The organism is Aureimonas endophytica, assembly GCF_014642635.1.
In the GTDB taxonomy this organism is placed as follows: domain Bacteria; phylum Pseudomonadota; class Alphaproteobacteria; order Rhizobiales; family Rhizobiaceae; genus Plantimonas; species Plantimonas endophytica.
On record NZ_BMIQ01000002.1, the window covers coordinates 640305 to 659984 of the forward strand.

At 69.6% G+C, this 19680-nt stretch carries 19 protein-coding genes; 13 read left to right on the top strand and 6 right to left on the bottom strand.

The features are described from left to right. Positions 1-155: 155 nt before the first annotated feature. The 5 genes from fni to rpe all read left to right on the top strand — a co-directional run bounded on the left by fni (position 156) and on the right by rpe (position 6445). Positions 156-1199, top strand: coding sequence for a type 2 isopentenyl-diphosphate Delta-isomerase (gene fni / locus IEY14_RS09235; protein ID WP_188908130.1), 1044 nt, complete (start codon positions 156-158; stop codon positions 1197-1199). A 43-nt stretch (positions 1200-1242) separates the two neighbouring features. After that, positions 1243-2232, top strand: coding sequence for a class 1 fructose-bisphosphatase (locus tag IEY14_RS09240; protein ID WP_188907914.1), 990 nt, complete (start codon positions 1243-1245; stop codon positions 2230-2232). 133 nt (positions 2233-2365) lie between these two features. Beyond that, positions 2366-4369 carry a transketolase gene (gene tkt / locus IEY14_RS09245; protein ID WP_188907915.1) on the top strand — a complete coding sequence of 668 codons (2004 nt, stop codon included), beginning with the start codon at positions 2366-2368 and terminating at the stop codon, positions 4367-4369. Further along, the gene (locus IEY14_RS09250; protein WP_188907916.1) at positions 4366-5562 is read left to right on the top strand and encodes a phosphoglycerate kinase; all 1197 of its coding nucleotides are present in this window, start codon (positions 4366-4368) and stop codon (positions 5560-5562) included. The genes tkt and IEY14_RS09250 overlap by 4 nt, the downstream gene beginning before the upstream one ends. 214 nt (positions 5563-5776) lie before the next feature. Beyond that, positions 5777-6445, top strand: a complete 669-nt coding sequence (gene rpe, locus IEY14_RS09255) for a ribulose-phosphate 3-epimerase (protein ID WP_188907917.1) — start codon at positions 5777-5779, stop codon at positions 6443-6445. Positions 6446-6451: 6 nt separating this feature from the next. On the opposite strand, the gene eutC is transcribed toward rpe, so the two are convergent. Together eutC and IEY14_RS09265 are read right to left on the bottom strand one after the other, a co-directional pair. Next, entirely contained in the window at positions 6452-7255 is an 804-nt protein-coding gene (gene eutC / locus IEY14_RS09260; RefSeq protein WP_188907918.1) for an ethanolamine ammonia-lyase subunit EutC, read from the bottom strand. Between the two features lies 1 nt (position 7256). Beyond that, complete coding sequence (locus IEY14_RS09265; protein WP_280515032.1) at positions 7257-8621, bottom strand: ethanolamine ammonia-lyase subunit EutB; 1365 nt, start codon at positions 8619-8621, stop codon at positions 7257-7259. 340 nt (positions 8622-8961) lie between these two features. Here IEY14_RS09265 and IEY14_RS09270 point away from each other — a divergent pair, with 340 nt between their 5' ends. The 4 genes from IEY14_RS09270 to IEY14_RS09285 all read left to right on the top strand — a co-directional run bounded on the left by IEY14_RS09270 (position 8962) and on the right by IEY14_RS09285 (position 12658). After that, complete coding sequence (locus tag IEY14_RS09270; RefSeq protein WP_188907920.1) at positions 8962-9915, top strand: Bug family tripartite tricarboxylate transporter substrate binding protein; 954 nt, start codon at positions 8962-8964, stop codon at positions 9913-9915. Then, positions 9912-10397: a tripartite tricarboxylate transporter TctB family protein gene (locus IEY14_RS09275; protein ID WP_188907921.1), complete on the top strand. Its 486-nt coding sequence runs from the start codon at positions 9912-9914 to the stop codon at positions 10395-10397. Before IEY14_RS09270 ends, IEY14_RS09275 begins: the two co-directional genes overlap by 4 nt. A 15-nt stretch (positions 10398-10412) precedes the next feature. Further along, positions 10413-11930, top strand: coding sequence for a tripartite tricarboxylate transporter permease (locus tag IEY14_RS09280; protein WP_188907922.1), 1518 nt, complete (start codon positions 10413-10415; stop codon positions 11928-11930). An 89-nt stretch (positions 11931-12019) separates the two neighbouring features. Continuing rightward, entirely contained in the window at positions 12020-12658 is a 639-nt protein-coding gene (locus tag IEY14_RS09285; protein ID WP_188907923.1) for a TerC family protein, read from the top strand. A gap of 161 nt (positions 12659-12819) precedes the next feature. Here the strand turns inward: IEY14_RS09285 and IEY14_RS09290 are convergent, their stop codons facing one another. Beyond that, complete coding sequence (locus tag IEY14_RS09290; protein WP_188907924.1) at positions 12820-13002, bottom strand: hypothetical protein; 183 nt, start codon at positions 13000-13002, stop codon at positions 12820-12822. Positions 13003-13109: 107 nt separating this feature from the next. Next, a complete protein-coding gene (locus IEY14_RS09295) occupies positions 13110-14069 on the bottom strand; it encodes a sugar kinase (protein ID WP_244639402.1) in 960 nt (319 codons plus the stop codon). 59 nt (positions 14070-14128) lie between these two features. Between IEY14_RS09295 and IEY14_RS09300 the strand changes: the two genes are divergently transcribed. The 4 genes from IEY14_RS09300 (at position 14129) to gnd (ending at position 17518) form a co-directional block, all read left to right on the top strand. Further along, a complete protein-coding gene (locus tag IEY14_RS09300; protein ID WP_188907925.1) occupies positions 14129-15187 on the top strand; it encodes a succinylglutamate desuccinylase/aspartoacylase domain-containing protein in 1059 nt (352 codons plus the stop codon). A gap of 222 nt (positions 15188-15409) precedes the next feature. Further along, entirely contained in the window at positions 15410-15616 is a 207-nt protein-coding gene (locus IEY14_RS09305; RefSeq protein ID WP_188907926.1) for a hypothetical protein, read from the top strand. 75 nt (positions 15617-15691) lie between these two features. After that, positions 15692-15964 (top strand): DUF2312 domain-containing protein, encoded by a 273-nt coding sequence (locus IEY14_RS09310; protein WP_188907927.1) that lies wholly within the window; start codon positions 15692-15694, stop codon positions 15962-15964. A gap of 126 nt (positions 15965-16090) precedes the next feature. Continuing rightward, the gene (gene gnd / locus IEY14_RS09315; protein ID WP_188907928.1) at positions 16091-17518 is read left to right on the top strand and encodes an NADP-dependent phosphogluconate dehydrogenase; all 1428 of its coding nucleotides are present in this window, start codon (positions 16091-16093) and stop codon (positions 17516-17518) included. Between the two features lie 48 nt (positions 17519-17566). On the opposite strand, the gene IEY14_RS09320 is transcribed toward gnd, so the two are convergent. Further along, positions 17567-19327 carry a complex I subunit 5 family protein gene (locus IEY14_RS09320; RefSeq protein WP_210318323.1) on the bottom strand — a complete coding sequence of 587 codons (1761 nt, stop codon included), beginning with the start codon at positions 19325-19327 and terminating at the stop codon, positions 17567-17569. Beyond that, positions 19324-19677 carry a sodium:proton antiporter gene (locus IEY14_RS09325; protein WP_188907929.1) on the bottom strand — a complete coding sequence of 118 codons (354 nt, stop codon included), beginning with the start codon at positions 19675-19677 and terminating at the stop codon, positions 19324-19326. Before IEY14_RS09325 ends, IEY14_RS09320 begins: the two co-directional genes overlap by 4 nt. Between the last annotated feature and the right edge of the window lie 3 nt (positions 19678-19680).

Genomic DNA, 19680 nt, shown 5'->3' on the forward strand with positions numbered 1-19680 from the left:
CGATCGCTTTCCAAGGCCGGTCGAAACTACGGCTTGACGCCGCTCACGGCTTCGTGCCGCATTATGATAGTTGTTGCGATTGAATCGGGTGCCAAGTGGCCGTAGTGCCGCAAGGGCGATTTCCGACAAGTTTGCGGGAGTGCAACCTCTTGTCGATGCTCGAGCGGACCAGGGACGGCAGCGGGATCGGAGCGCGCAAGAGCGACCATCTCGATATCGTGCTGTCACCGCGATTTGATGCCAAGCGGGCGGAAGCCGGCTTCGCCGCGATCCGCTTCCGCCACGAGGCGCTGCCGGAACTCGACTATGACGCGATCGACCTCTCGACGCGGTTTCTCGGCCGGCCGCTGAAGGCGCCGCTCCTCATCTCCTCCATGACCGGCGGTCCCGACCGGGCCGGGCGGATCAACGCCCATCTCGCCGAGGCGGCCGAGGCGCTGGGCATCGCGCTCGCCGTCGGCTCGCAGCGCATCGCGATCGAGGGGCGCGGCTCGGCCGGGCTCGACGCGTCCCTGCGCCGGCTCGCGCCCTCGGTGCCGATCCTCGCCAATCTCGGCGGGGCGCAGCTCGTCGCCGGCTACGGCGTCGCCGAGGCACGCCGGGCGGTCGACATGATCGAAGCCGACGGCCTCATCGTGCATCTCAACCCGCTGCAGGAAGCGGTGCAGGAGGGCGGCGACCGCAACTGGCGCGGCGTGCTCGCCGCCATCGAGCGCCTCGTCCGCGAGCTCGGCCTGCCGGTGATCGTCAAGGAGGTCGGCGCCGGCATCTCGGGCGCGACCGCCCGGCGGCTTCAGGAAGCGGGCGTCGCGGTGATCGACGTCGCGGGCGCCGGCGGCACGAGCTGGGCGGCGGTCGAGGCCGAGCGCACGAGCGATCCCGACCGCGCGGCGACGGCGCTGCTCTTCGCCGATTGGGGCATTCCGACCACCCGCGCCATCATGGAGGTGCGGGACGCCTGTCCGACGATCCCGATCATCGGCTCGGGCGGGGTGCGCAACGGGCTGGACGCGGCGAAGGCGATTCGGCTCGGCGCCGATCTCGCCGGGCAGGCGGCGGCGGGTCTCGCGGCGGCGCAGGGCTCGGCGGAGGCCGCGACGCGGCATTTCCACGCCGTGATCGAGCAATTGCGCATCGCCTGCTTCTGCACCGGCTCGCGGGACCTTTCGGCCTTGCGCCAGGCGCCGCTGCAAGCCTAACGCGGCTCTGCTGACGCATCCGCTCCGAGGAGGACGCCGTTCCATGGCCCTGACGCTTGACGATTTCCTGACCGCCGCCGCCGAGGCGCGGGCCGAACTGCGGCCGGTGGCGGAGACGATCCGCCATTTCGCGGCGGCGGCCGTCACGGTGCAGGCGACCATCGCCGCCGGCGGGGCGGGGGACGATCTCGCCGCCGGGCAGGACCGCCAGAATGCCGGCGGCGACATGCAGAAGGAACTCGACGTCGTCGCCGACCGCGCCTTTCTCGCCGCCGCCAAGGCCTCGCCCGTCGCCTTCTACGGCTCGGAGGAGCAGGACGAGGCGGTGGCCTTCGGCGACGGGCCGCTGGCGCTGGCGATCGATCCGCTCGACGGCTCGTCCAATATCGAGACCAACGTCTCGATCGGCACGATCTTCTCGCTCCTGCCGGTGGAGGCGAGCCATCGCACCGATCCGGCCACGGTCTTTCGTCAGCCGGGCACAAGGCAGCTCGCGGCGGGCTTCTTCATCTACGGGCCGCAGCTCCTCCTGGTCGTGACGCTCGGCCAGGGCACGAAGGTCTTCCTCCACGCGCCGGGCGCGGAAGGCTTCGTCGAATTCGGCAAGGCGCCGGCCATCCCCGAGGACGCCAAGGAATATGCGGTGAACGCCTCCAACCGGCGGCACTGGGCGCCGGGCGTCCGGGCCTATGTCGAGGATCTCGACGCCGGCCGGGACGGCCCGCGCGGCCGCGATTTCGGCATGCGCTATGTCGGCTCGATGGTGGCGGACGCCTATCGCATCTTCCGGCGCGGCGGCGTGTTCTTCTATCCGGGCGATACGCGCAAGGGCTACGAGCGCGGCCGGCTGCGCCAGCTCTACGAGACCAATCCCATGGCCTTCTGCATCGAGCAGGCCGGGGGCGCGGCGACGGACGGCGCGAGGCGCATGCTGGAGATCGTGCCGGACGGCCTCCATGCCCGCACGCCCTTCGTCTTCGGCTCGAAGGCGGAGGTCGAGGCCGCCAAGGGATATTTCACCAAGGCGGGCTGAGCGCGCGCGAGGCTGGTGGATTTGATGCGAATGGCGCGTTAAAGCGTCGGGCGGCTCGGCCGGTCATCTCCCGGCCAGCCCGTCCGCCGGTCCGAGGAGGGTCCGGGGCGCCCCCATCAGCGGAGAGGTTCGCATGTCGCAAGTCGCCACCAAGCCCATGGATGCCACACCCGACCGCGACTCCCGCGACATGGCGAACGCGATCCGCGCGCTCGCCATGGACGCGGTGCAGAAGGCCAATTCCGGCCATCCGGGCATGCCGATGGGCATGGCGGACGTCGCCAGCGTCCTGTTCCGGGACTTCATCAAGCTCGATCCCGCCCGGCCCGACTGGCCGGATCGCGACCGCTTCGTCCTGTCCAACGGCCATGGCTCGATGCTGCTCTACGCGCTGCATCACCTCGTCGGCTATTCCGACATGACGATCGACCAGCTGAAGAACTTCCGCCAGATCGGCTCGAAGACCGCCGGCCATCCCGAATACGGCCATGCGCTGGGCATCGAGACCACCACCGGCCCGCTCGGCCAGGGCATCACCACCGCCGTCGGCATGGCGCTCGCCGAGCGCATGATGAACGCCCGCTACGGCGACGATCTCGTCGACCACTATACCTATGTCTTCTGCGGCGACGGCTGCCTGATGGAAGGCATCAGCCACGAGGCGATCGACCTCGCCGGCCATCTGAAGCTGAACAAGCTCATCGTCCTCTTCGACGACAACGGCATCTCGATCGACGGCAAGACCGATCTCGCCACTTCCACCGACCAGGTGAAGCGCTTCGAGGCGGCCGGCTGGCACGCCGAGCGCGTCGACGGCCATGACGCGGCGGCGATCCGAGCCGCGATCGAGCGCGCCCGCAAGTCCGACAAGCCGGCGATGATCGCCGCCAAGACCATCATCGGCTACGGCTCGCCCAAGCTCGCCGGCTCGGAGAAGAGCCATGGCGCGCCGCTCGGCCCCGACGAGATCGCCGCGACCCGCGAGAAGCTGGTCTGGACGGCGGAAGCCTTCGCGATCCCGGACACCATCCTCCAGGGCTGGCGCGAGATCGGCAAGAAGGGCTCGGCCGCCAGCGCCGAATGGGACAAGCGCCATGCCGCCTCGCAGAAGCGCGCCGAATTCGACGCCGCAATCAAGGGCGAACTCGGCGCCGACTTCGCCAAGGTGATGGCCGACTATCGCCAGAAGCTGTCCGACGAGAAGCCGAAGCTCGCCACCCGCAAGTCCTCCGAGGCGACGCTGGAAGTGGTGAACGCCGCGACCGAGCTCACCGTCGGCGGCTCGGCCGACCTCACCCATTCCGTCTTCACCCTGACCAAGGGCATGGGCGACGTGCAGGCCGGCCATTACGACGGGCGCTACATCCGCTACGGCATCCGCGAACATGCGATGTCGGCGGTGATGAACGGCCTCGCCCTCCATGGCGGCTTCATTCCCTATGGCGGCACCTTCCTCGTCTTCTCCGACTACATGCGCGGCGGCATGCGCCTTTCGGCGCTGATGGGCCTCCGGGTCGTCTACGTCCTGACGCATGATTCGATCGGTCTCGGCGAGGATGGCCCGACGCACCAGCCGATCGAGCATCTGACCATGCTGCGCGCGACGCCGAACATGCTGGTCTTCCGCCCGGCCGACGCGATCGAGACGGCCGAGGCCTGGGAAGTGGCGCTCACCGCGCACCGCCCCTCCGTCTTGTCGCTGTCGCGCCAAAACCTGCCGACGGTGCGCGCCGGCGACATCGCCGAGAACCGCACGGCGAAGGGCGGCTATGTGCTGCGCGAGGCCGAGGGCGAGCGTCAGGTGACGATCATGGCCTCGGGGTCGGAGATCGAGATCGCGCTGGCCGGCGCCGACAAGCTGGCGGCGGAGGGCATTCGCGCCGCCGTCGTCTCCATGCCGAGCCACGAGCTCTTCCTGGAGCAGGACGCGGCCTATCGCGCCAAGGTGCTCGGCACCGCGCCGCGCGTCGCGGTCGAGGCCGCCGCCGGCATGTCCTGGGATCGCTTCATCGGCACGGAAGGCCGCTTCGTCGGCATGCGCTCCTTCGGCGCCTCCGGCCCGGCGCCGAAGCTCTACGAGCATTTCGGCATCACGCCGGAGGGCGTGGCCGAGGCGGCCCGGGAGATCCTGCGTTGACCGCGCTGCCCTCGATCGACGGCGTGGACGTGAAGGGCAAGACCCTTCTCATCCGCGCCGATCTCAACGTGCCGGCGAAGGACGGCAGGGTGACGGACGCGACGCGCCTCGAGCGCTTCGCGCCCACCGTCCAGGAGCTGGCCCGGAAAGGCGCGCGGATCGTCATCCTCGCGCATTTCGGCCGGCCGAAGGGCAAGCCCGACCCGGAATTCACCCTGAAGCCGGTGGCCGACAAGCTCGGCGAGATCCTCGGCGCGCCGGTCGCCTTCGCGCCTGACTGCGTCGGCGAGCCGGCCAAGGCCGTGGTGGCGGGGCTGAAGGACGGCGATGTCGCCGTCCTCGAAAACCTGCGCTTCCATGCCGAGGAGGAGAAGAATGATCCGGGCTTCGCCAGGGAGCTCGCGGCGCTCGGCGACATCTATGTCAACGACGCCTTCTCCTGCGCCCATCGCGCCCATGCCTCGACGCATGCGCTGGCGACCGTGCTGCCGGCCTATGCCGGGCCCTCGCTCCTCGCCGAGGTCCAGGCGCTGGAATCGGCTTTGACCGAGCCGAAGCGCCCGGTCGCGGCGGTGGTCGGCGGCGCCAAGGTCTCGACCAAGATCGGCGTCCTCGAATTCCTCGTGCCGAAGATGGACCATCTCGTCATCGGTGGCGGCATGGCGAACACCTTCCTCGCCGCCCAGGGCTTCGACGTCGGCAAGTCGCTCTTCGAGGCCGATGCCAAGGGCACGGCCCAGCGGGTGATGGCCATGGCGAAGGAATCGGGCTGCACGCTGCACCTGCCGACCGACGTCGTGGTGGCGCGCGAGTTCAAGGCGGGCGCCGCCAACGAGACCGTCGAGATCGAGACGATCCCGGCGGACGCCATGGCGCTCGATGTCGGACCGAAGACGGTGGACGCGATCGTCGCCGCGCTCGGCACCTGCAAGACGCTGCTCTGGAACGGCCCGCTCGGCGCCTTCGAGATCCAGCCCTTCGACGCGGCGACCAACAAGGTGGCGCTCGCCGCCGCCCGGCTGACGAAGGAAGGCCAGCTCGTCACCGTCGCCGGCGGCGGCGACACGGTGGCCGCCCTCAACGCCTCCGGCGCGGCCGACGACTTCACCTATCTGTCAACGGCCGGCGGCGCTTTCCTCGAATGGCTGGAAGGCAAGGAACTGCCGGGCATCGAGGTGCTGCGGAAGGGGTAAGGCCCCTGCCGCCCGACGAGCAGGCGCCATTCCTCTCCCCTGCGGGGAGAGGGTGGTTCGCGAAGCGAACCGGGTGAGGGGCATGCGGCGATGGAGATGATCCGACGGCCGCCCGGCTTCGCCGACCCCTCATCGCCCTGCCGGGCACTTCTCCCCGCCGGGGAGAAGAAACCCGGTTTCGAAGCCGCGTCCCATTCCGAACAGGGCAAATCCCATGTCCCATCCCCTCGTCATCGCCCCCTCCATCCTGTCCGCCGATTTCGCGCGGCTCGGCGAGGAGGTGGCGGCCGTCGACGCGGCCGGGGCGGACTGGATCCATCTCGACGTGATGGACGGGCATTTCGTGCCGAACATCACCTTCGGCCCGCCGATCATCAAGGCGCTGCGCGGCGCCTCGTCGAAGCTCTTCGACTGCCATCTGATGATCGAGCCCTGCGATCCCTATCTCGAAGCCTTCGCGGAGGCCGGCTGCGATCTCATCACGGTCCATGCCGAGGCGACGCGCCATCTCGACCGCTCGCTCCAGGCGATCCGAGGGCTGGGGAAGAAGGTCGGCGTCGCGCTCAACCCGGCGACGCCCGAGACGGCGGTGGAACATGTGCTCGACCGCGTCGATCTGGTGCTGGTGATGACCGTCAATCCCGGCTTCGGCGGCCAGGCCTTCATTCCGGCCATGCTGGAGAAGATCCGGCGCCTGCGCCGGATGATCGGCGATCGCCCGGTGCGGATCGAGGTGGATGGCGGCATCGCGCCGGAAACCGCGCCCCTGGTCTTCGCGGCCGGAGCCGACACCTTCGTCGCCGGCTCGGCCGTGTTCAAGGGCGGGCCGACCGCCTATGCCGGCCAGATCGAGGCGCTGCGCAAGGCCGCGACGCGCCGCTGACGCCGCTTAGCGGCTCTCCGGCGCCGCTCCGAGCGCGGCCTGTGCCGCGTGCTCGATGAGATCCTCCTCGTCCTTCAGCCGCGTGCCGCTGAAGCCGAGCGCCGTGGCGCGGGTGAGGAGCCGCGCGAGCTTCGGCGCGGCGAGGCTGGGGGGCAGGCCGCCCTCGCGGATGTTCGACACGCAGTTGCGATCGGCATCCGTGGTGCGGCCGGGCTCCGGCGCGAAAGTGAGATAGGCGCCGAGACTGTCGGCCGCCGAAAGGCCGGGCCGCTCGCCGATCAGCATCAGGACGAGACGCGCCTTCAGCGCCGCCCCGGCGGGATCGGACAGGGCGACGCGCGCCTGCGAGGCGACGAGGATCGGCGCGACGCGCCAGTCGCCCGGCAGGAGGCGCAGGACATCCGCCGCCACGCCCGCCGCGTAGAGATTGGCCGCATGGGCCGAGAGCCCGTCGGCGGCGATCAGCGCCAGATCGAAGGGACCTTCGCGCCCCGCCGCTTCCAGCGCCGCCTGCGCGGGCTCGCCGAGCCGCCGGCCGAGATCGGGACGGCGCAGATAGGTCGGGCGGTCCGGCGCGGCGCTGGCGATGCGCAGCACGGCGCGGCCGGTGCCGAGAAGTTCGGCCTCGATCGCCTCGGCGGCGAAGCCGGCATGCACCGCGTCGCGCGCCCGCGCATGGGCTTCGGCGAAATCGAGATGCGCGGCGGTCGGCAATCCGGCGCCGGCCCGGCCGAGGCCGATCCGCGCCGCCGTATGCCGGCGCAGCGCCGCGATCGGATGGGACGGGGGAGGGGCGCGGTCGGCGCTCATGTCAGGACGCCTCCAGGAGATGCGTGCGGTCGAGGAGTTCCAGCGAGCGGTCGCCCTCGGCCGGGGCGAGCATGCCCTCGGCGTCGAAGATGCCGAAGCCTTCCGCCCAGGCCTCGAATTCCGGCGCGGCCCGGAGATCCAGCGTGCGGCGGATATAGGCGGCGTCGTGGAAGGAGGTGGACTGATAGTTCAGCATGATGTCGTCCGAGCCCGGCACGCCCATCACGAAATTGACGCCGGCGACGGCGAGCAGCGTCAGGAGGTTGTCCATGTCGTCCTGATCGGCCTCGGCATGGTTGGTGTAGCAGACGTCGCAGCCCATCGGCAGGCCGAGCAACTTGCCGCAGAAATGGTCCTCCAGCCCGGCCCGGATGATCTCCTTGCCGTCATAGAGATATTCCGGGCCGATAAAGCCGACGACGGTGTTGACGAGGAGCGGCGAGAACTCGCGCGCCACGGCATAGGCGCGCGTCTCCATCGTCTGCTGGTCGATGCCGTGATGGGCGTTGGCGGAGAGCGCCGAGCCCTGGCCGGTCTCGAAATACATGGCGTTGCGGCCGACCGTGCCGCGGTTCAGCTCCGCCGCCGCGTCATGGGCTTCCTTCAGCATCGCGAGATCGATGCCGAAGGAGCGGTTGGCGGCCTGGCTGCCGGCGATCGACTGGAAGACGAGATCGACCGGCGCGCCGCGCGCCATCACCTGCAGGGCCGTCGTGACATGGGCGAGGACGCAGGACTGGACCGGGCAGCCGAGCCGGAAGCGCAGCTCCTCGATGAGCTCGAGCAGGCGGATCATCGCCTCCGGGCTGTCGGTCGCCGGGTTGATGCCGATCACCGCGTCGCCGCAGCCGAATTGCAGCCCGTCGACGATCGAGGCCGCGACGCCCTTCGGATCGTCGGTCGGATGGTTCGGCTGGATGCGCACCGACAGCCGCCCCGGCAGGCCGACCGTGGTGCGGAAGGCGGTGACGACGGGACGCTTCCTCGCCACGGCGACGAGATCCTGATTGCGCATGATCTTCGAAGTGGCCGCCACCATCTCGGGCGTCAGGCCCCATTGCAGCGCCGCGATCGCCTCCCGGCTCGCCGCGTCGGACAGGAGCCATTCGCGGAACTCGCCGACGGAGAGATGCGCGATCGGCGCGAAGGCCTGCGGATCGTGCCGGTCGAGGATCAGGGCGGAGACCTCGTCCGCCTCGGGATCGATCAGCGGGGTCGCCAGGATCTCGGCGAGGCCCGTATCGGCGAGCCGGCGCTGCGCGGCGACCCGCGCCTCGGCGCTTTCCGCCGCGATCCCGGCCAGGAAGTCGCCGGAACGCGCGGGCGAGGCCGCCGCCATCAGGCTCTTGAGGTCCTCCGGGGTCACGTCTCGTCTCCGCTTCGCATCGTGGCGCATGAAAGGGCAAAGGCCCGCAAAGGTCAATTTCGAAGCATGATTCGATCGCCGCCAAGGAATGGCGCCGCAGCCGCCGCATCGCGAAAGTCTTGTTGCAGTGCATCCAAGCGAATCTCGATCGTCTTGGCATTCGAATGGCCTGCTGGCGCGTATCGCTCCATGGTCGGCTCGATTTTCGTCGATCGTGGCTGCGGTGAATTCGCCCACCATCCGGAAAGAAGGCTTGGCGATCGTTCCGGTTGTCGCCTATTCAGGAGCGTATTGCCTGCGGCGGGAGGCTGTTGCTGCGGCGATCCTTGGGAGAGAACCGATGAAGAAGACGCTGCTGGCCGCGCTCGTGCTCGGCCTGCTTTCGGGCCCGGCCTTCGCCGAAACCGAAAGCTACATCATCATGGCGCCCGCTTCGCCGGGCGGCGGCTGGGACCAGACGGCCCGCGCCATGCAGAGCGTCCTGCAGGAGGCCGGCATCGCCAAGGATGTCGAGGTGGTCAACGTGCCGGGCGCCGGCGGCACGATCGGCCTCGCGCAGTTCGTCGCGCAGAAGAACGGCGATCCGTCCGCCCTTCTCGTCGGCGGCTTCGTCATGGTCGGCGCGATCCTCACCAACCAGTCGCCGGTGACGCTCGATCAGGTGACGCCGGTCGCCCGCCTCACCGGCGAGGTCGAGGCGGTGGTCGTGCCGGCCGCCTCGCCCTTCAAGACGATCGGCGATCTCGTCGCCGCGCTGAAGCAGAATCCCGGCACCGTGTCCTTCGCCGGCGGCTCGGCCGGCGGCACCGATCACATCGCGGCCGGCCTCATCGCCAAGGCGGCGGGTGTCGATCCGCGCGGCATGAACTACATCGCCTATTCCGGCGGCGGCGAGGCGCTGGCGGCGATCCTCGGGCAGCAGGTCGCGGCGGGCATTTCCGGCTATGGCGAGTTCGAGGCCCAGATCAAGGCCGGCCAGCTCCGGCTCCTCGCCATCACCAGCGAGAAGCGGCTCGACGGCGTCGACGCGCCGACGCTGAAGGAATCCGGGCTCGACGTCGTCCTCCAGAACTGGCGCATGGTCGCCGCCGCGCCCGGCATCTCGGACGACCAGAAGGCGCAGATCACCGCCGACGTGAAGAAGATGGTGACGAGTGAACAGTGGCAGGCGGTGCTGAAGCGCAACGGCTGGGACGACGCCTATCTCGAAGGCGAGGCCTTCAAGACCGAACTCGCCAAGAACATCGCCGATACGAAGGCCGTCCTCACCGATATCGGCCTCGTGCAGCAATGACCGAGACCTCCTCGCCCGAAAGGGAGCGCCGCCCGGACTGGGCGGCGGCCGCGATCGGCCTCGGCCTCGCCGTCGTCGCCGTCGTCGTGGCCTGGAACGCCTATTCGCTGCGCGGCGGCGCCTACGCGACCGTCGGCCCGAAATCCTTTCCCTATGTCGTGGCCGCGGCGCTGGCGATCCTGTCGGTCTGGACGCTGGTGGAGGCCTGGCGCGGCGATTTTCCGAAGCGCGACCATGACGAGCTCGGGCCGATCTTCTGGATCGTCGCGGGTCTGGCGGCGCAACTCCTGCTGCTGAAGCCCGCCGGCTTCTCGATCGCGACCGGGCTGCTCTTCGCCTGCGCGGCCGCCGCCTTCGGCAAGCGCCGGCTGTGGCTGACGATCCCGATCGGCATCGCGCTCGCCTTCGTCATCTGGATGGTCTTCACGCGGCTCCTGAAACTGGCGCTGCCGGGCGGGCCGCTGGAGCGGCTGGTCTTCTAGCGGGGAGGGCACGAGATGGACACATTCGCCCTGCTCGGGGACGGGCTCCTGACGGCGATGCAGCCGATGCATCTCCTTTACGCGCTGATCGGCGTGACGCTCGGCACGGCCGTCGGCGTCCTGCCCGGCATCGGCCCGGCGCTCACCGTGGCGCTGCTCCTGCCGGTGACCTACCGGCTCGATCCCGCCGGCTCGCTCATCATGTTCGCCGGCATCTATTACGGCGGCATGTATGGCGGCTCGACGACCTCGATCCTCCTCAACACGCCGGGCGAAAGCGCCTCGATCGTCACGGCGCTCGAAGGCAACAAGATGGCGCGGGCCGGACGCGGCGGGCCGGCGCTCGCCACGGCGGCGATCGGCTCCTTCGTCGCCGGCCTCATCGCCACGCTCGGCCTCGCCTTCATCGCGCCGGCGATCGTCAGCTTCGCGCTGTCCTTCGGGCCGGCCGAATATTTCGCCCTGATGGTGCTCGCCTTCGTCACCGTGTCCGCCGCCTTCGGCGATTCTGCGCTGCGCGGGCTCACCGCCCTCGCCATCGGGCTCACCCTCGGCCTGATCGGCATCGATCTCCAGACCGGCCAGACGCGCCTGTCCTTCGGCATCCCGGAGCTTCTCGACGGGGTCGAGGTGACGACGCTGGCCGTCGCGCTCTTCGCCATCGGCGAGACCCTGTCGGTGGCGGCGGCCGGCCACCGCACGCCCGATACGGTGGAGGCGGTGCGCGGTTCGCTCTGGATGAGCCGCGAGGACTGGGCGCGTTCCTGGAAGCCCTGGCTGCGCGGCACCGCGATCGGCTTTCCGATCGGCGCGATGCCGGCGGGCGGCGCCGAGATCGGCACCTTCCTGTCCTATGCCGCCGAGAAGAACCTGTCGAAGCGGCCGGAAGAGTTCGGCAAGGGCGCGATCGAAGGCGTGGCGGGACCGGAGGCGGCGAACAACGCCTCGGCGGCCGGCACCCTGGTGCCGCTCCTGACGCTCGGCCTGCCGACCTCGGCGACGGCGGCGATCATGCTGGCCGGATTCCAGCAGTTCGGCCTGCAACCGGGGCCGCTGCTCTTCGCGACGCGGCCGGAAATCGTCTGGGGCCTCATCGCCAGCCTGCTCATCGCCAATTTCATGCTGGTCGTCCTCAACCTGCCGCTGATCGGGCTCTGGGTGCGCCTCCTCACCGTGCCGCGCCCCTGGCTCTATGCCGGCATCCTCGTCTTCGCGACGCTCGGCACGATCGGCGCCAATCCCTCGCCGGTGGAGCTCGGCATGCTTCTCGTCTTCGGCCTGATGGGCTACGGCCTGCGCCGCTTCGGCTATCCGATCGCGCCGGTGGTGGTGGGGCTGATCCTCGGGCCGATGGCGGAACAGCAGCTGCGCCGCGCCCTGCAGATCAGCCAGGGCGATCCGACGATCCTCGTCCATTCGCCGCTGGCGATCGTGCTTCTCCTTCTCGCGCTGTCGGCGCTCGTCGTGCCGATGGTGCTGCGGGCGCGCGGGCGCGGCCAGATGCTGGAACAGCTGGCCGCCAACGAGGATTGAGACGGCGGTCGATCGACCGCCGCCCCTTGCCCGTCCTGGGGGTTTCCACGTACGGGCAGGGGCGCGAAGCGCGTGCAAGGGGGCGTTGAATGGAATTCCTGACCGTCGAGTCGCTGACGGCGCTCGCGCAGATCGTCATGATCGATCTCGTGCTGGCCGGCGACAATGCGATCGTGATCGGCCTCGCCGCCGCCGGCCTGCCGAAGGAGCAGCGGTCGAAGGCGATTCTCGTCGGCATCCTGGCGGCGACGGTCCTGCGCATTCTCTTCGCCGCAGGCACGCAATGGCTGCTCGGCTTCGGCGGCTCGCTGCTGATCGCGGGCGGCCTCCTGCTGCTCTATGTCTGCTGGAAGATGTGGCGCGAGCTGCGCCACGCGGCGGCGGAGGCGGCCGGCGAGGCCGCTCTCGAAGGCGCCGAGACCGGCGCGCCGCGCAAGACCCTTGCGCAGGCCGTCTGGCAGATCGTCGTCGCCGACGTCTCGATGTCGCTCGACAACGTGCTGGCGGTCGCGGGCGCGGCCGGCGAGCATCTCTGGGTCCTCATCATCGGCCTGACGCTGTCGATCGCCCTGATGGGCCTTGCCGCCAGCTTCATCGCCAAGCTGCTCCAGCGCTATCGCTGGATCGCCTATATCGGCCTCGCGATCATCCTCTATGTCGCGGTCGAGATGATCCTGAAGGGCATCGAGCAGGTCTGGCCCGGCACCATCCCGGCCTTTCTGATCTGAGCGGGACAGACGGGATGGAAAGGCGGTCCGGCGGGCCGCCCTTTTCGCGAGGTCCCGCGCCGAACTCCGGCCTTGGGATAAGGCGCAGTCAAGACAAAGCCCGCGGACCTTGCGGTCGCGGGCTCGGGTCTTCGGAAATGTGATCCGCTGGAAGCGGGGTCTCAGCGGCGGCCGATGAGATCCCAATGGCGACCGTCGATGCCGACGGCGCGCAGCGCATGGTTCGAGGGGCGACGGCCAGCCTCGGCGGCGCTCGCGCAGGAATTGGCACCGTCGATCATGGTTGCGATCGACGCAAGCGTCGAGCGCATCGAGCGGATCTTGGCGGGGCCGGCGGTGGTCATCACGATCTCCTTTGTCGTGACCCTGATATGCCCTTTCGCACCGGCGAAAAGAAGGGACGGATTGGCAGCGCTGCCATGCGCGACGCGCATGTCTGATTCACCGGTTTTTAGACAATTGCCGCTATCGTCTCGATTCCCTCCACCAAAGCTCCGCGATGGCGCACGACCTCGCCGGCCAAGCCATGCGCCGAACGGGCGGCATCGGCCGGCTCGCGCCCGCAGAGCCGCGCCGCGAGATAGGCGGCGGAGAACGAATCGCCGGCCCCCGTCGTGTCGACCGCGTCCTCCACCTGGCGCGCCGCGACGGCAAGGCGCGTTCTCCCAGCGGCGACGAGGGCCGGGCCGCCGCCGTCCTTCACCACCACTTCCGCCGCGCCGAGCGCAAGGTAGCGTTCGGCGGTCTCCTCGGGGGAGGCATCGCCGAAGGCTTCCGCCTCGTCGGCGAAGCTCGGCAGCGACAGGCTCGCGGCCCGCGCGCCCGCCTCGATCGCCGCGCACATCTCCGCCTTGTCGGCCCAGAGGCGCGGCCGGATGTTCGGATCGAAGGCGACGATGCGTCCGTCCGCCTTGGCGCGGCCGAGACGGGCGAGGAGCGCCTCGCGATGGGCGGGCGAAAGGATCGCCAGGGTGATGCCGGAGAAATAGAGCGCGTCGGCCGCGTCGATCGCGGCCTCGAGATGCGCCGGATCGGCGGCGAGCTCCTTGGCGGCGCTGGTGTCGCGCCAATAGGTGAAGCTGCGCTCGGCCCCGTCGAGACGGATCATGTAGAGGCCGGGCATGCGGCGCGGCACGCGGCGGACGAAGCCGGTGTCGATGCCGGCGCCGGCCATGAAGGCGAGCATCGCCTGCGATTCGGCATCGTCGCCGACGCCCGACAGATAGGCGACGTCGAAGGCGGCGGGCAGCAGGCGGCGCAGATACCAGGCCGTGTTGAACGTGTCGCCGGCGAAGCCCTTGCGGTAGAGCCCGTCGGCGCCGAGCGCCAGCTCGATCATGCATTCGCCGATGGCGAGAACCCGCCCCCCGGCGCCACTGCCCCGCATCGCCATGAAACCCGCCTCCGCCATAGCCTTTTCCCGTGGAAACGCTATGCGTTCACCATGGGCGGACAGGCAAGGATGTTTCCATGGAAAAGTCGATCGAACGGCTGCGCGGCGACACGCCCGGCACCGAATGGCGCTTCGCCGTCCTCTCCTTCGGCGATGGCGAGACCGGGGCGCCCAGCGCCTATCTCCAGGCGGCCCTCCATGCGAACGAGCTGCCGGGCGTCGTCGCGATCCATGCGCTGGTGCCGAAGCTCCTGAAGGCCGAGGCCGAGGGGCGGATTCCCGGCCGCATCACCATCGTGCCGCATGCCAATCCGATCGCGGCCGGCGAGCATCTCTTTCTCGAACATATGGGCCGCTTCTCGCTCCATTCGCGTACCAACTACAATCGCGACTTCCCGCTGCTCGGCGACGGCGACGCCTCGCGCCTGCCCGGCGACGAGGCGCCGGTCTCGGCCGAGAAGCGGCTGAAGGCGCGGCTGGTGAAGCTGATGCTCGGCGCCGATCTCGTCCTCGATCTCCATTGCGACGACGAATCCCTGCAATATTTCTACGCGCCCAAGCCCTTCTGGCCGCATATGGCGGATCTCGCCGCCTGCCTCGCCTGCAAGGCGGTGCTGCTCTGGGACGAGTCCTCGGACGGCGCCTTCGAGGAGGCGGCCTATGCGCCGCATCGCGGCCGGCCGGCGGAGGACGACAGCTGGGCGCGCCGCGCGGTGACGACGGTGGAGCTGCGCGGCCGGGCCGATGTCTCGCCGGAGCTCGCCGAGGCCGATGCCGAGGGTCTCTACCGTTTCCTCGTCCTGCGCGGGGTCGTGCGCGACACGGACGTCGCCGCGCCCGCGCCCTTCGCCGGCACGGTGACGCCGCTCGAACAGGTGGAGATGATCATGGCGCCGGCCGGCGGTGCGCTGCTCTACCATGTGGGACCCGGCGACCGCGTCGCGGCGGGCGACCGGCTGGTGACGATCCTGACGGCGCCCGGCGAGCCGGAGGGCGAGGTGGTCGTCACGGCCCCGCAGGCCGGGCTGATCCTCACCCGCCGCGCGCATCGCTCGACGCGGGTCGGCGAGGCGCTCCTAAAGCTTCTGGGCTCGCGTCCGTCGGAAGGGGCGAGGAGCGGCGCGCTGGAGGCCTGACCCCGCCGTCTCGACCGGCTCCCGGGCCGGAAGGCAAGCGAAAAGGGGCCTCCCGCGCCCCTTTTTCGGCCAGTCGGGAAGCCAAAATTTTCGGCCCTTCCCAAGCGCCTGATCCCTCGGCGCTTTCCGGCGACCGCCAGTTTCGGGCAAGGTCCGCGACCTTGTTCCACCTTCATGGGACTCCACCTTGCGACCCGGGGCCGAAGAACGAGGGGAACCGCGATGTCGCAATCGCTGACGATCATTCTTGCCGACTATCTGACGGGGCGCATCTCGACCATCGAGGCGCTGCAACGGTCGAACTGCCAGGCGGTGGACGATCTCGTGCGCGCCGCCCGCAGCGAGGGCGACGAGATCGACGAATATGCCGCGCAGCGGCGGCGCGATCTCGTCCGGCACGCGGCGGCGGGCCGGGTGCAGCGGCTGTGAGCCGCAAGGCGGATTAAGGAACCGCTTACCTTCGCCTGCGAAGACTGCTCCCGCCAGTTTCAGAAAGGAGCAACCATGAGCGACGACGTTTCGATGGCTTCGGGTGGCCGCATCCGGTCCTTCGTCGAGCGGATCGAGCAGCTCGAGCAGGAGATCGCCGATCTCAACGAGGGCAAGAAGGAGGTCTTCGCCGAGGCCAAGGGCGAGGGCTTCGACGTCAAGATCCTCAAGGAGATCATCAAGCTGCGCAAGCAGGACCAGGACGAGCGCGACGAGCACGAGACGCTGCTCGACCTCTACATGAAGGCCATGGACGAGGCCGAGGCGCCGATCGCCAAGGCCGCCTGACAAGGGTCCGCCGGTCCGGCCCCGCTCTCGCGAGCGGGGCCTTTTTCTTTACCCGTTTCGGTCATGTCGTTGACGACGGGGGGGCGCAAATCTAACCCTCCACCTCGGCTATCAGAGGAGGCGGCAATGAGCGACGCAAAGGCCGATATCGGCGTACTCGGCATGGGCACGATGGGGGCGATGCTCGCCCTCAACATCGCGGAGGAGGACTTCGAGACGGCCATCTTCAACCGCACGACGGAGAAGGCCTTCAAGGTCCGCGACGACAATCCCGAGCTCGCCGCCAAGCTGCATCCAGAGAATTCGCTGGAGGAGTTCGTCGCCGCGCTGAAGACGCCGCGCGTCGTCCTCATCATGGTCAATGCCGGCAAGCCAGTGGACGAGCAGATCGAGCACCTGAAGCCGCTCCTCGAGAAGGGCGACATCGTCATCGACGGCGGCAATGCCGATTTCAACGACACCGTCCGCCGCAACAAGGCGATGGAGGGAACGGGCATCCATTTCGTCGGCATGGGCGTTTCGGGCGGCGAGCTCGGCGCGCGCCACGGACCCTCGATCATGGTCGGCGGCGACAAGGCGGTGTGGGAGCGCCTGAAGCCGATCCTCCAGCCGGTCGCGGCGCAATATGACGGCAGCCCCTGCGTCGCTTGGCTCGGCACCGACGGCGCCGGCCATTTCGTCAAGACGATCCATAACGGCATCGAATATGCCGACATGCAGATGATCGCCGAGATCTACGGCATCATGCGCGACGGCCTCGGCATGGCGGCGCCCGACATGGCCAAGGTCTTCGCCGACTGGAACACGCGGGGGCTCGCCTCCTATCTCGTCGAGATCACAGCGGCGGTGCTGGCCGAGACCGACCAGGAGACCGGCAAGCCGCTGGTCGATCTCATCGTCGACGAGGCCGGCCAAAAGGGCACGGGCCGCTGGTCGGTGATCGAGGCGCAGAAGCTCGGCATCGGCGCGACCACGCTGGAATCGGCCGTGTCGGCGCGCGGCATCTCGTCCCGCCGCGCCGAGCGCGCCGACGCCGCCAAGGTCTATGCCGACCTGACGCTGCCGGCGAGCACCTTCGCCTCCGGCACCGAGGGCCTGCGGGAACTGGAAGAGGCGCTGGAGACGGCGAAGATCATCGCCTATGCGCAGGGCTATGCGATCATGGCGGCGGCGAGCCAGGAATTCACCTGGAACCTGCCGCTCGGCGACATCGCCCGCATCTGGCGCGCCGGCTGCATCATCCGCTCCGACTTCCTGGACGACATCGCTAAGGCCTACGAGACCGGGGAGACGGTGATCAATCTCCTTCAGACGCCGACCTTCTCCGGCCGCGTCGCCAAGGGGCAGGCGGCGCTGCGCCAGGTCGTCTCCAAGGCGACGCTCGCCGGCGTGCCGGTGCCGGCGCTGGGCGCGGCCCTGTTCTATTTCGACGACTATCGACGGGCGCGCGGCACCGCCAATCTCGTCCAGGGCCAGCGCGACCTCTTCGGCGCGCATACCTTCACCCGCTTCGACAAGGACGGCGTGCAGCACCATCATTGGCCGGCGGTCTGATCCGCCGTCCATCGAACCCCGTCCCCGCGCCATCTCGCGGGGACGGCCTCAGCCATAGGCGAGGGCGGCGGCGATGAGGCCGAGGCCGAGCATCATCCAGGCGACATAGTCGCCGACCATGCCGGAATGCACCGCCTGCAACGCCTGGAACGGGCGCCGTTCGAGCTTGGCGAGCCGGCGAGCGAGAGGCGTCACCGGGCGCCGGCGCAGCAGCGAAGCGCCCGTCAGCGCCAGCATCAGGACGAAGGGCGCGATGCCGGCGAGCGACAGCTCGGCCGGCGGCAGCAGCACCTCGCCCGCCTGATCGGGCGCGAGGAGGCGCGGTGCCGCGCGGCCGAGAAAGGGCTCGACCAGCGCGGGCGGCACGAGCGCCAGCGCCAGGACGAAGGCGCAGGGCAGAAGCATCAGCCAGAGCGGCCGGTTGGCCTTCTCGGTCTCCCGCTCCGTTGGGGCGAAGGCCTCGACGCCCGGCGCGCCGCTGAGCCCGGCGAAGATCCGCAGCGCGGCGCGCAGCACGGCGGCGCCGGTGAGCGCCGTCGATAGGATCACCGCGACGTCGAGAAGCGGCGAGCGCGTCTCGACATGGATGAGATGCGTCGCGCCGTGCAGGAGGCCGAAGGGCAGGCCGCCGAGAAGGAGGCCGCCGAGCCCCATGGCGAGCCCGGCCGGCCAGAGCGCCTTGCTCTTGCCGTGCAGCGCGATCTCGTCCGCCGAATGGCGCAGCGCCAGCAGCATGCCGGCCGTCATGAAGAGGCCCGCCTTCACGAGGCCGTGGCCGAAGACATAGAGCAGCACGCCCCCGGCGCCGACCGGTGTGAGCGTCGCCACCCCGACCAGCATGATGCCGAGATGCGAGATGGTGGAGAAGGCGAGAAGGCGCTTCAGATGCGTCTGCGCCCAGGCCATCAGCGCGCCGAGGATCGCCGTGCCGAGCCCGAGCCAGGCGAGCCCGCCCCGGACGAGGCCGACGATCCGGTCCTCGTGGGCGAAGACCTCCGCCGTCAGTTTCAGCAGGGCGAAGAGGGCGAGGCTGACCATCGCGCCCGAGAAGATCATCGAGACCGGGCTCGGCGCCACGGCATGGGCATCGGCGAGCCAGAGATGGAAGGGCAGGATGGCCGCCTTGGTGAGCAGCGCGGCGGCGAGGAGCGCGAAGCCGCCGAGAAGCACCGGATCGTCGCCGAGCCGGGCGCCGGCCGCGCCCATCGCGGAGAAATCGAGCGTGCCGGTTCTCGAATAGAGGAGGCCGATGCCGGCCAGCATCATCACGCTCGCCAGGGTGTTGGTGACGATGAAGTTCAGCGCCCCTTCGAGCGAGCTTTCGCCGAGCGGATAGGCGGTGAGCGCGAAGGCGGCGACGCTCATCAGTTCGAACCAGACGAAGAGGTTGAAGAGGTCGCGCGTCAGCGAGAAGCCGGCCATCGCCGCGAGGAAGAGCAGCATCAGGATATGGAAATGCATGCGCACCGCGTCGAAATAGCCCCAGGCGAAGACGAAGGCGCAGGCGAAGAGCATCCCGCAGAAGCCCGCCATCGCGGCGCTGGCCGGGTCCGCCCGGAAGCCGATGCCAAGAACGACGCCCGGCCGGCCGGCGGCGTCCGGCGTCCAGCCGCCGAACCAATGGGTGATCGGCCCCTCCAGCGCTTCGTCCGCCAGCCAGAAGGATAAGGCGGCGACGGCGACGGCGGCGGCGAAAGCGACGAGATCGCCGAGGCGCGGCGGCAGGATATGGGCGAGCGCCAGCATCACCGCGCCCGTCGCGAGCGGCAGGAGGACGGGCAGGGGGAGAAGGCTTTCGGCAAGGCTCACCGGTGGGCCCTCAGCGGCTTCAGGCTATGCGGATCGAGCGTCCCCCGCCGCTTGTGGACCTGGAGCGAGATCGCGAGAAGCAGCGCCGTTACCGCCGCCCCGACCACGATATCTGTGAGGACCAGCGCCTGGACCACCGGATCGACCGCGCGGGTGCCGGGCGGATGGTCGTAGAAGATCGGCGGGCCGCCGCCCCATTCGTAGCCGATGGCGAGAAGCAGCACATAAGTCGAGGACTGGCAGACCGACAGGCAGGCGATGAGATGCACGTAATGGCGCGAGGTGGCGATGCCGTAGAGGCCGATGCCGAAGAGCCAGGCGGCGACGAGCCAGGGAAGGACGCCCGGCATGCG

Excerpts from the sequence above, each read along its gene's own strand:
- IEY14_RS09300 (WP_188907925.1), top strand. The coding sequence starts at position 14,129 with ATGGAAAAGTCGATCGAACGGCTGCGCGGCGACACGCCCGGCACCGAA.
- rpe (WP_188907917.1), top strand. The coding sequence starts at position 5,777 with ATGTCCCATCCCCTCGTCATCGCCCCCTCCATCCTGTCCGCCGATTTC.
- IEY14_RS09280 (WP_188907922.1), top strand. The coding sequence starts at position 10,413 with ATGGACACATTCGCCCTGCTCGGGGACGGGCTCCTGACGGCGATGCAG.
- IEY14_RS09310 (WP_188907927.1), top strand. The coding sequence starts at position 15,692 with ATGAGCGACGACGTTTCGATGGCTTCGGGTGGCCGCATCCGGTCCTTC.
- tkt (WP_188907915.1), top strand. The coding sequence starts at position 2,366 with ATGTCGCAAGTCGCCACCAAGCCCATGGATGCCACACCCGACCGCGAC.
- IEY14_RS09325 (WP_188907929.1), bottom strand. The coding sequence starts at position 19,677 with ATGCCGGGCGTCCTTCCCTGGCTCGTCGCCGCCTGGCTCTTCGGCATC.
- IEY14_RS09295 (WP_244639402.1), bottom strand. The coding sequence starts at position 14,069 with ATGGCGGAGGCGGGTTTCATGGCGATGCGGGGCAGTGGCGCCGGGGGG.
- IEY14_RS09290 (WP_188907924.1), bottom strand. The coding sequence starts at position 13,002 with ATGACCACCGCCGGCCCCGCCAAGATCCGCTCGATGCGCTCGACGCTT.
- IEY14_RS09240 (WP_188907914.1), top strand. The coding sequence starts at position 1,243 with ATGGCCCTGACGCTTGACGATTTCCTGACCGCCGCCGCCGAGGCGCGG.
- IEY14_RS09285 (WP_188907923.1), top strand. The coding sequence starts at position 12,020 with ATGGAATTCCTGACCGTCGAGTCGCTGACGGCGCTCGCGCAGATCGTC.
- gnd (WP_188907928.1), top strand. The coding sequence starts at position 16,091 with ATGAGCGACGCAAAGGCCGATATCGGCGTACTCGGCATGGGCACGATG.
- IEY14_RS09270 (WP_188907920.1), top strand. The coding sequence starts at position 8,962 with ATGAAGAAGACGCTGCTGGCCGCGCTCGTGCTCGGCCTGCTTTCGGGC.
- IEY14_RS09305 (WP_188907926.1), top strand. The coding sequence starts at position 15,410 with ATGTCGCAATCGCTGACGATCATTCTTGCCGACTATCTGACGGGGCGC.
- IEY14_RS09275 (WP_188907921.1), top strand. The coding sequence starts at position 9,912 with ATGACCGAGACCTCCTCGCCCGAAAGGGAGCGCCGCCCGGACTGGGCG.
- eutC (WP_188907918.1), bottom strand. The coding sequence starts at position 7,255 with ATGAGCGCCGACCGCGCCCCTCCCCCGTCCCATCCGATCGCGGCGCTG.
- fni (WP_188908130.1), top strand. The coding sequence starts at position 156 with ATGCTCGAGCGGACCAGGGACGGCAGCGGGATCGGAGCGCGCAAGAGC.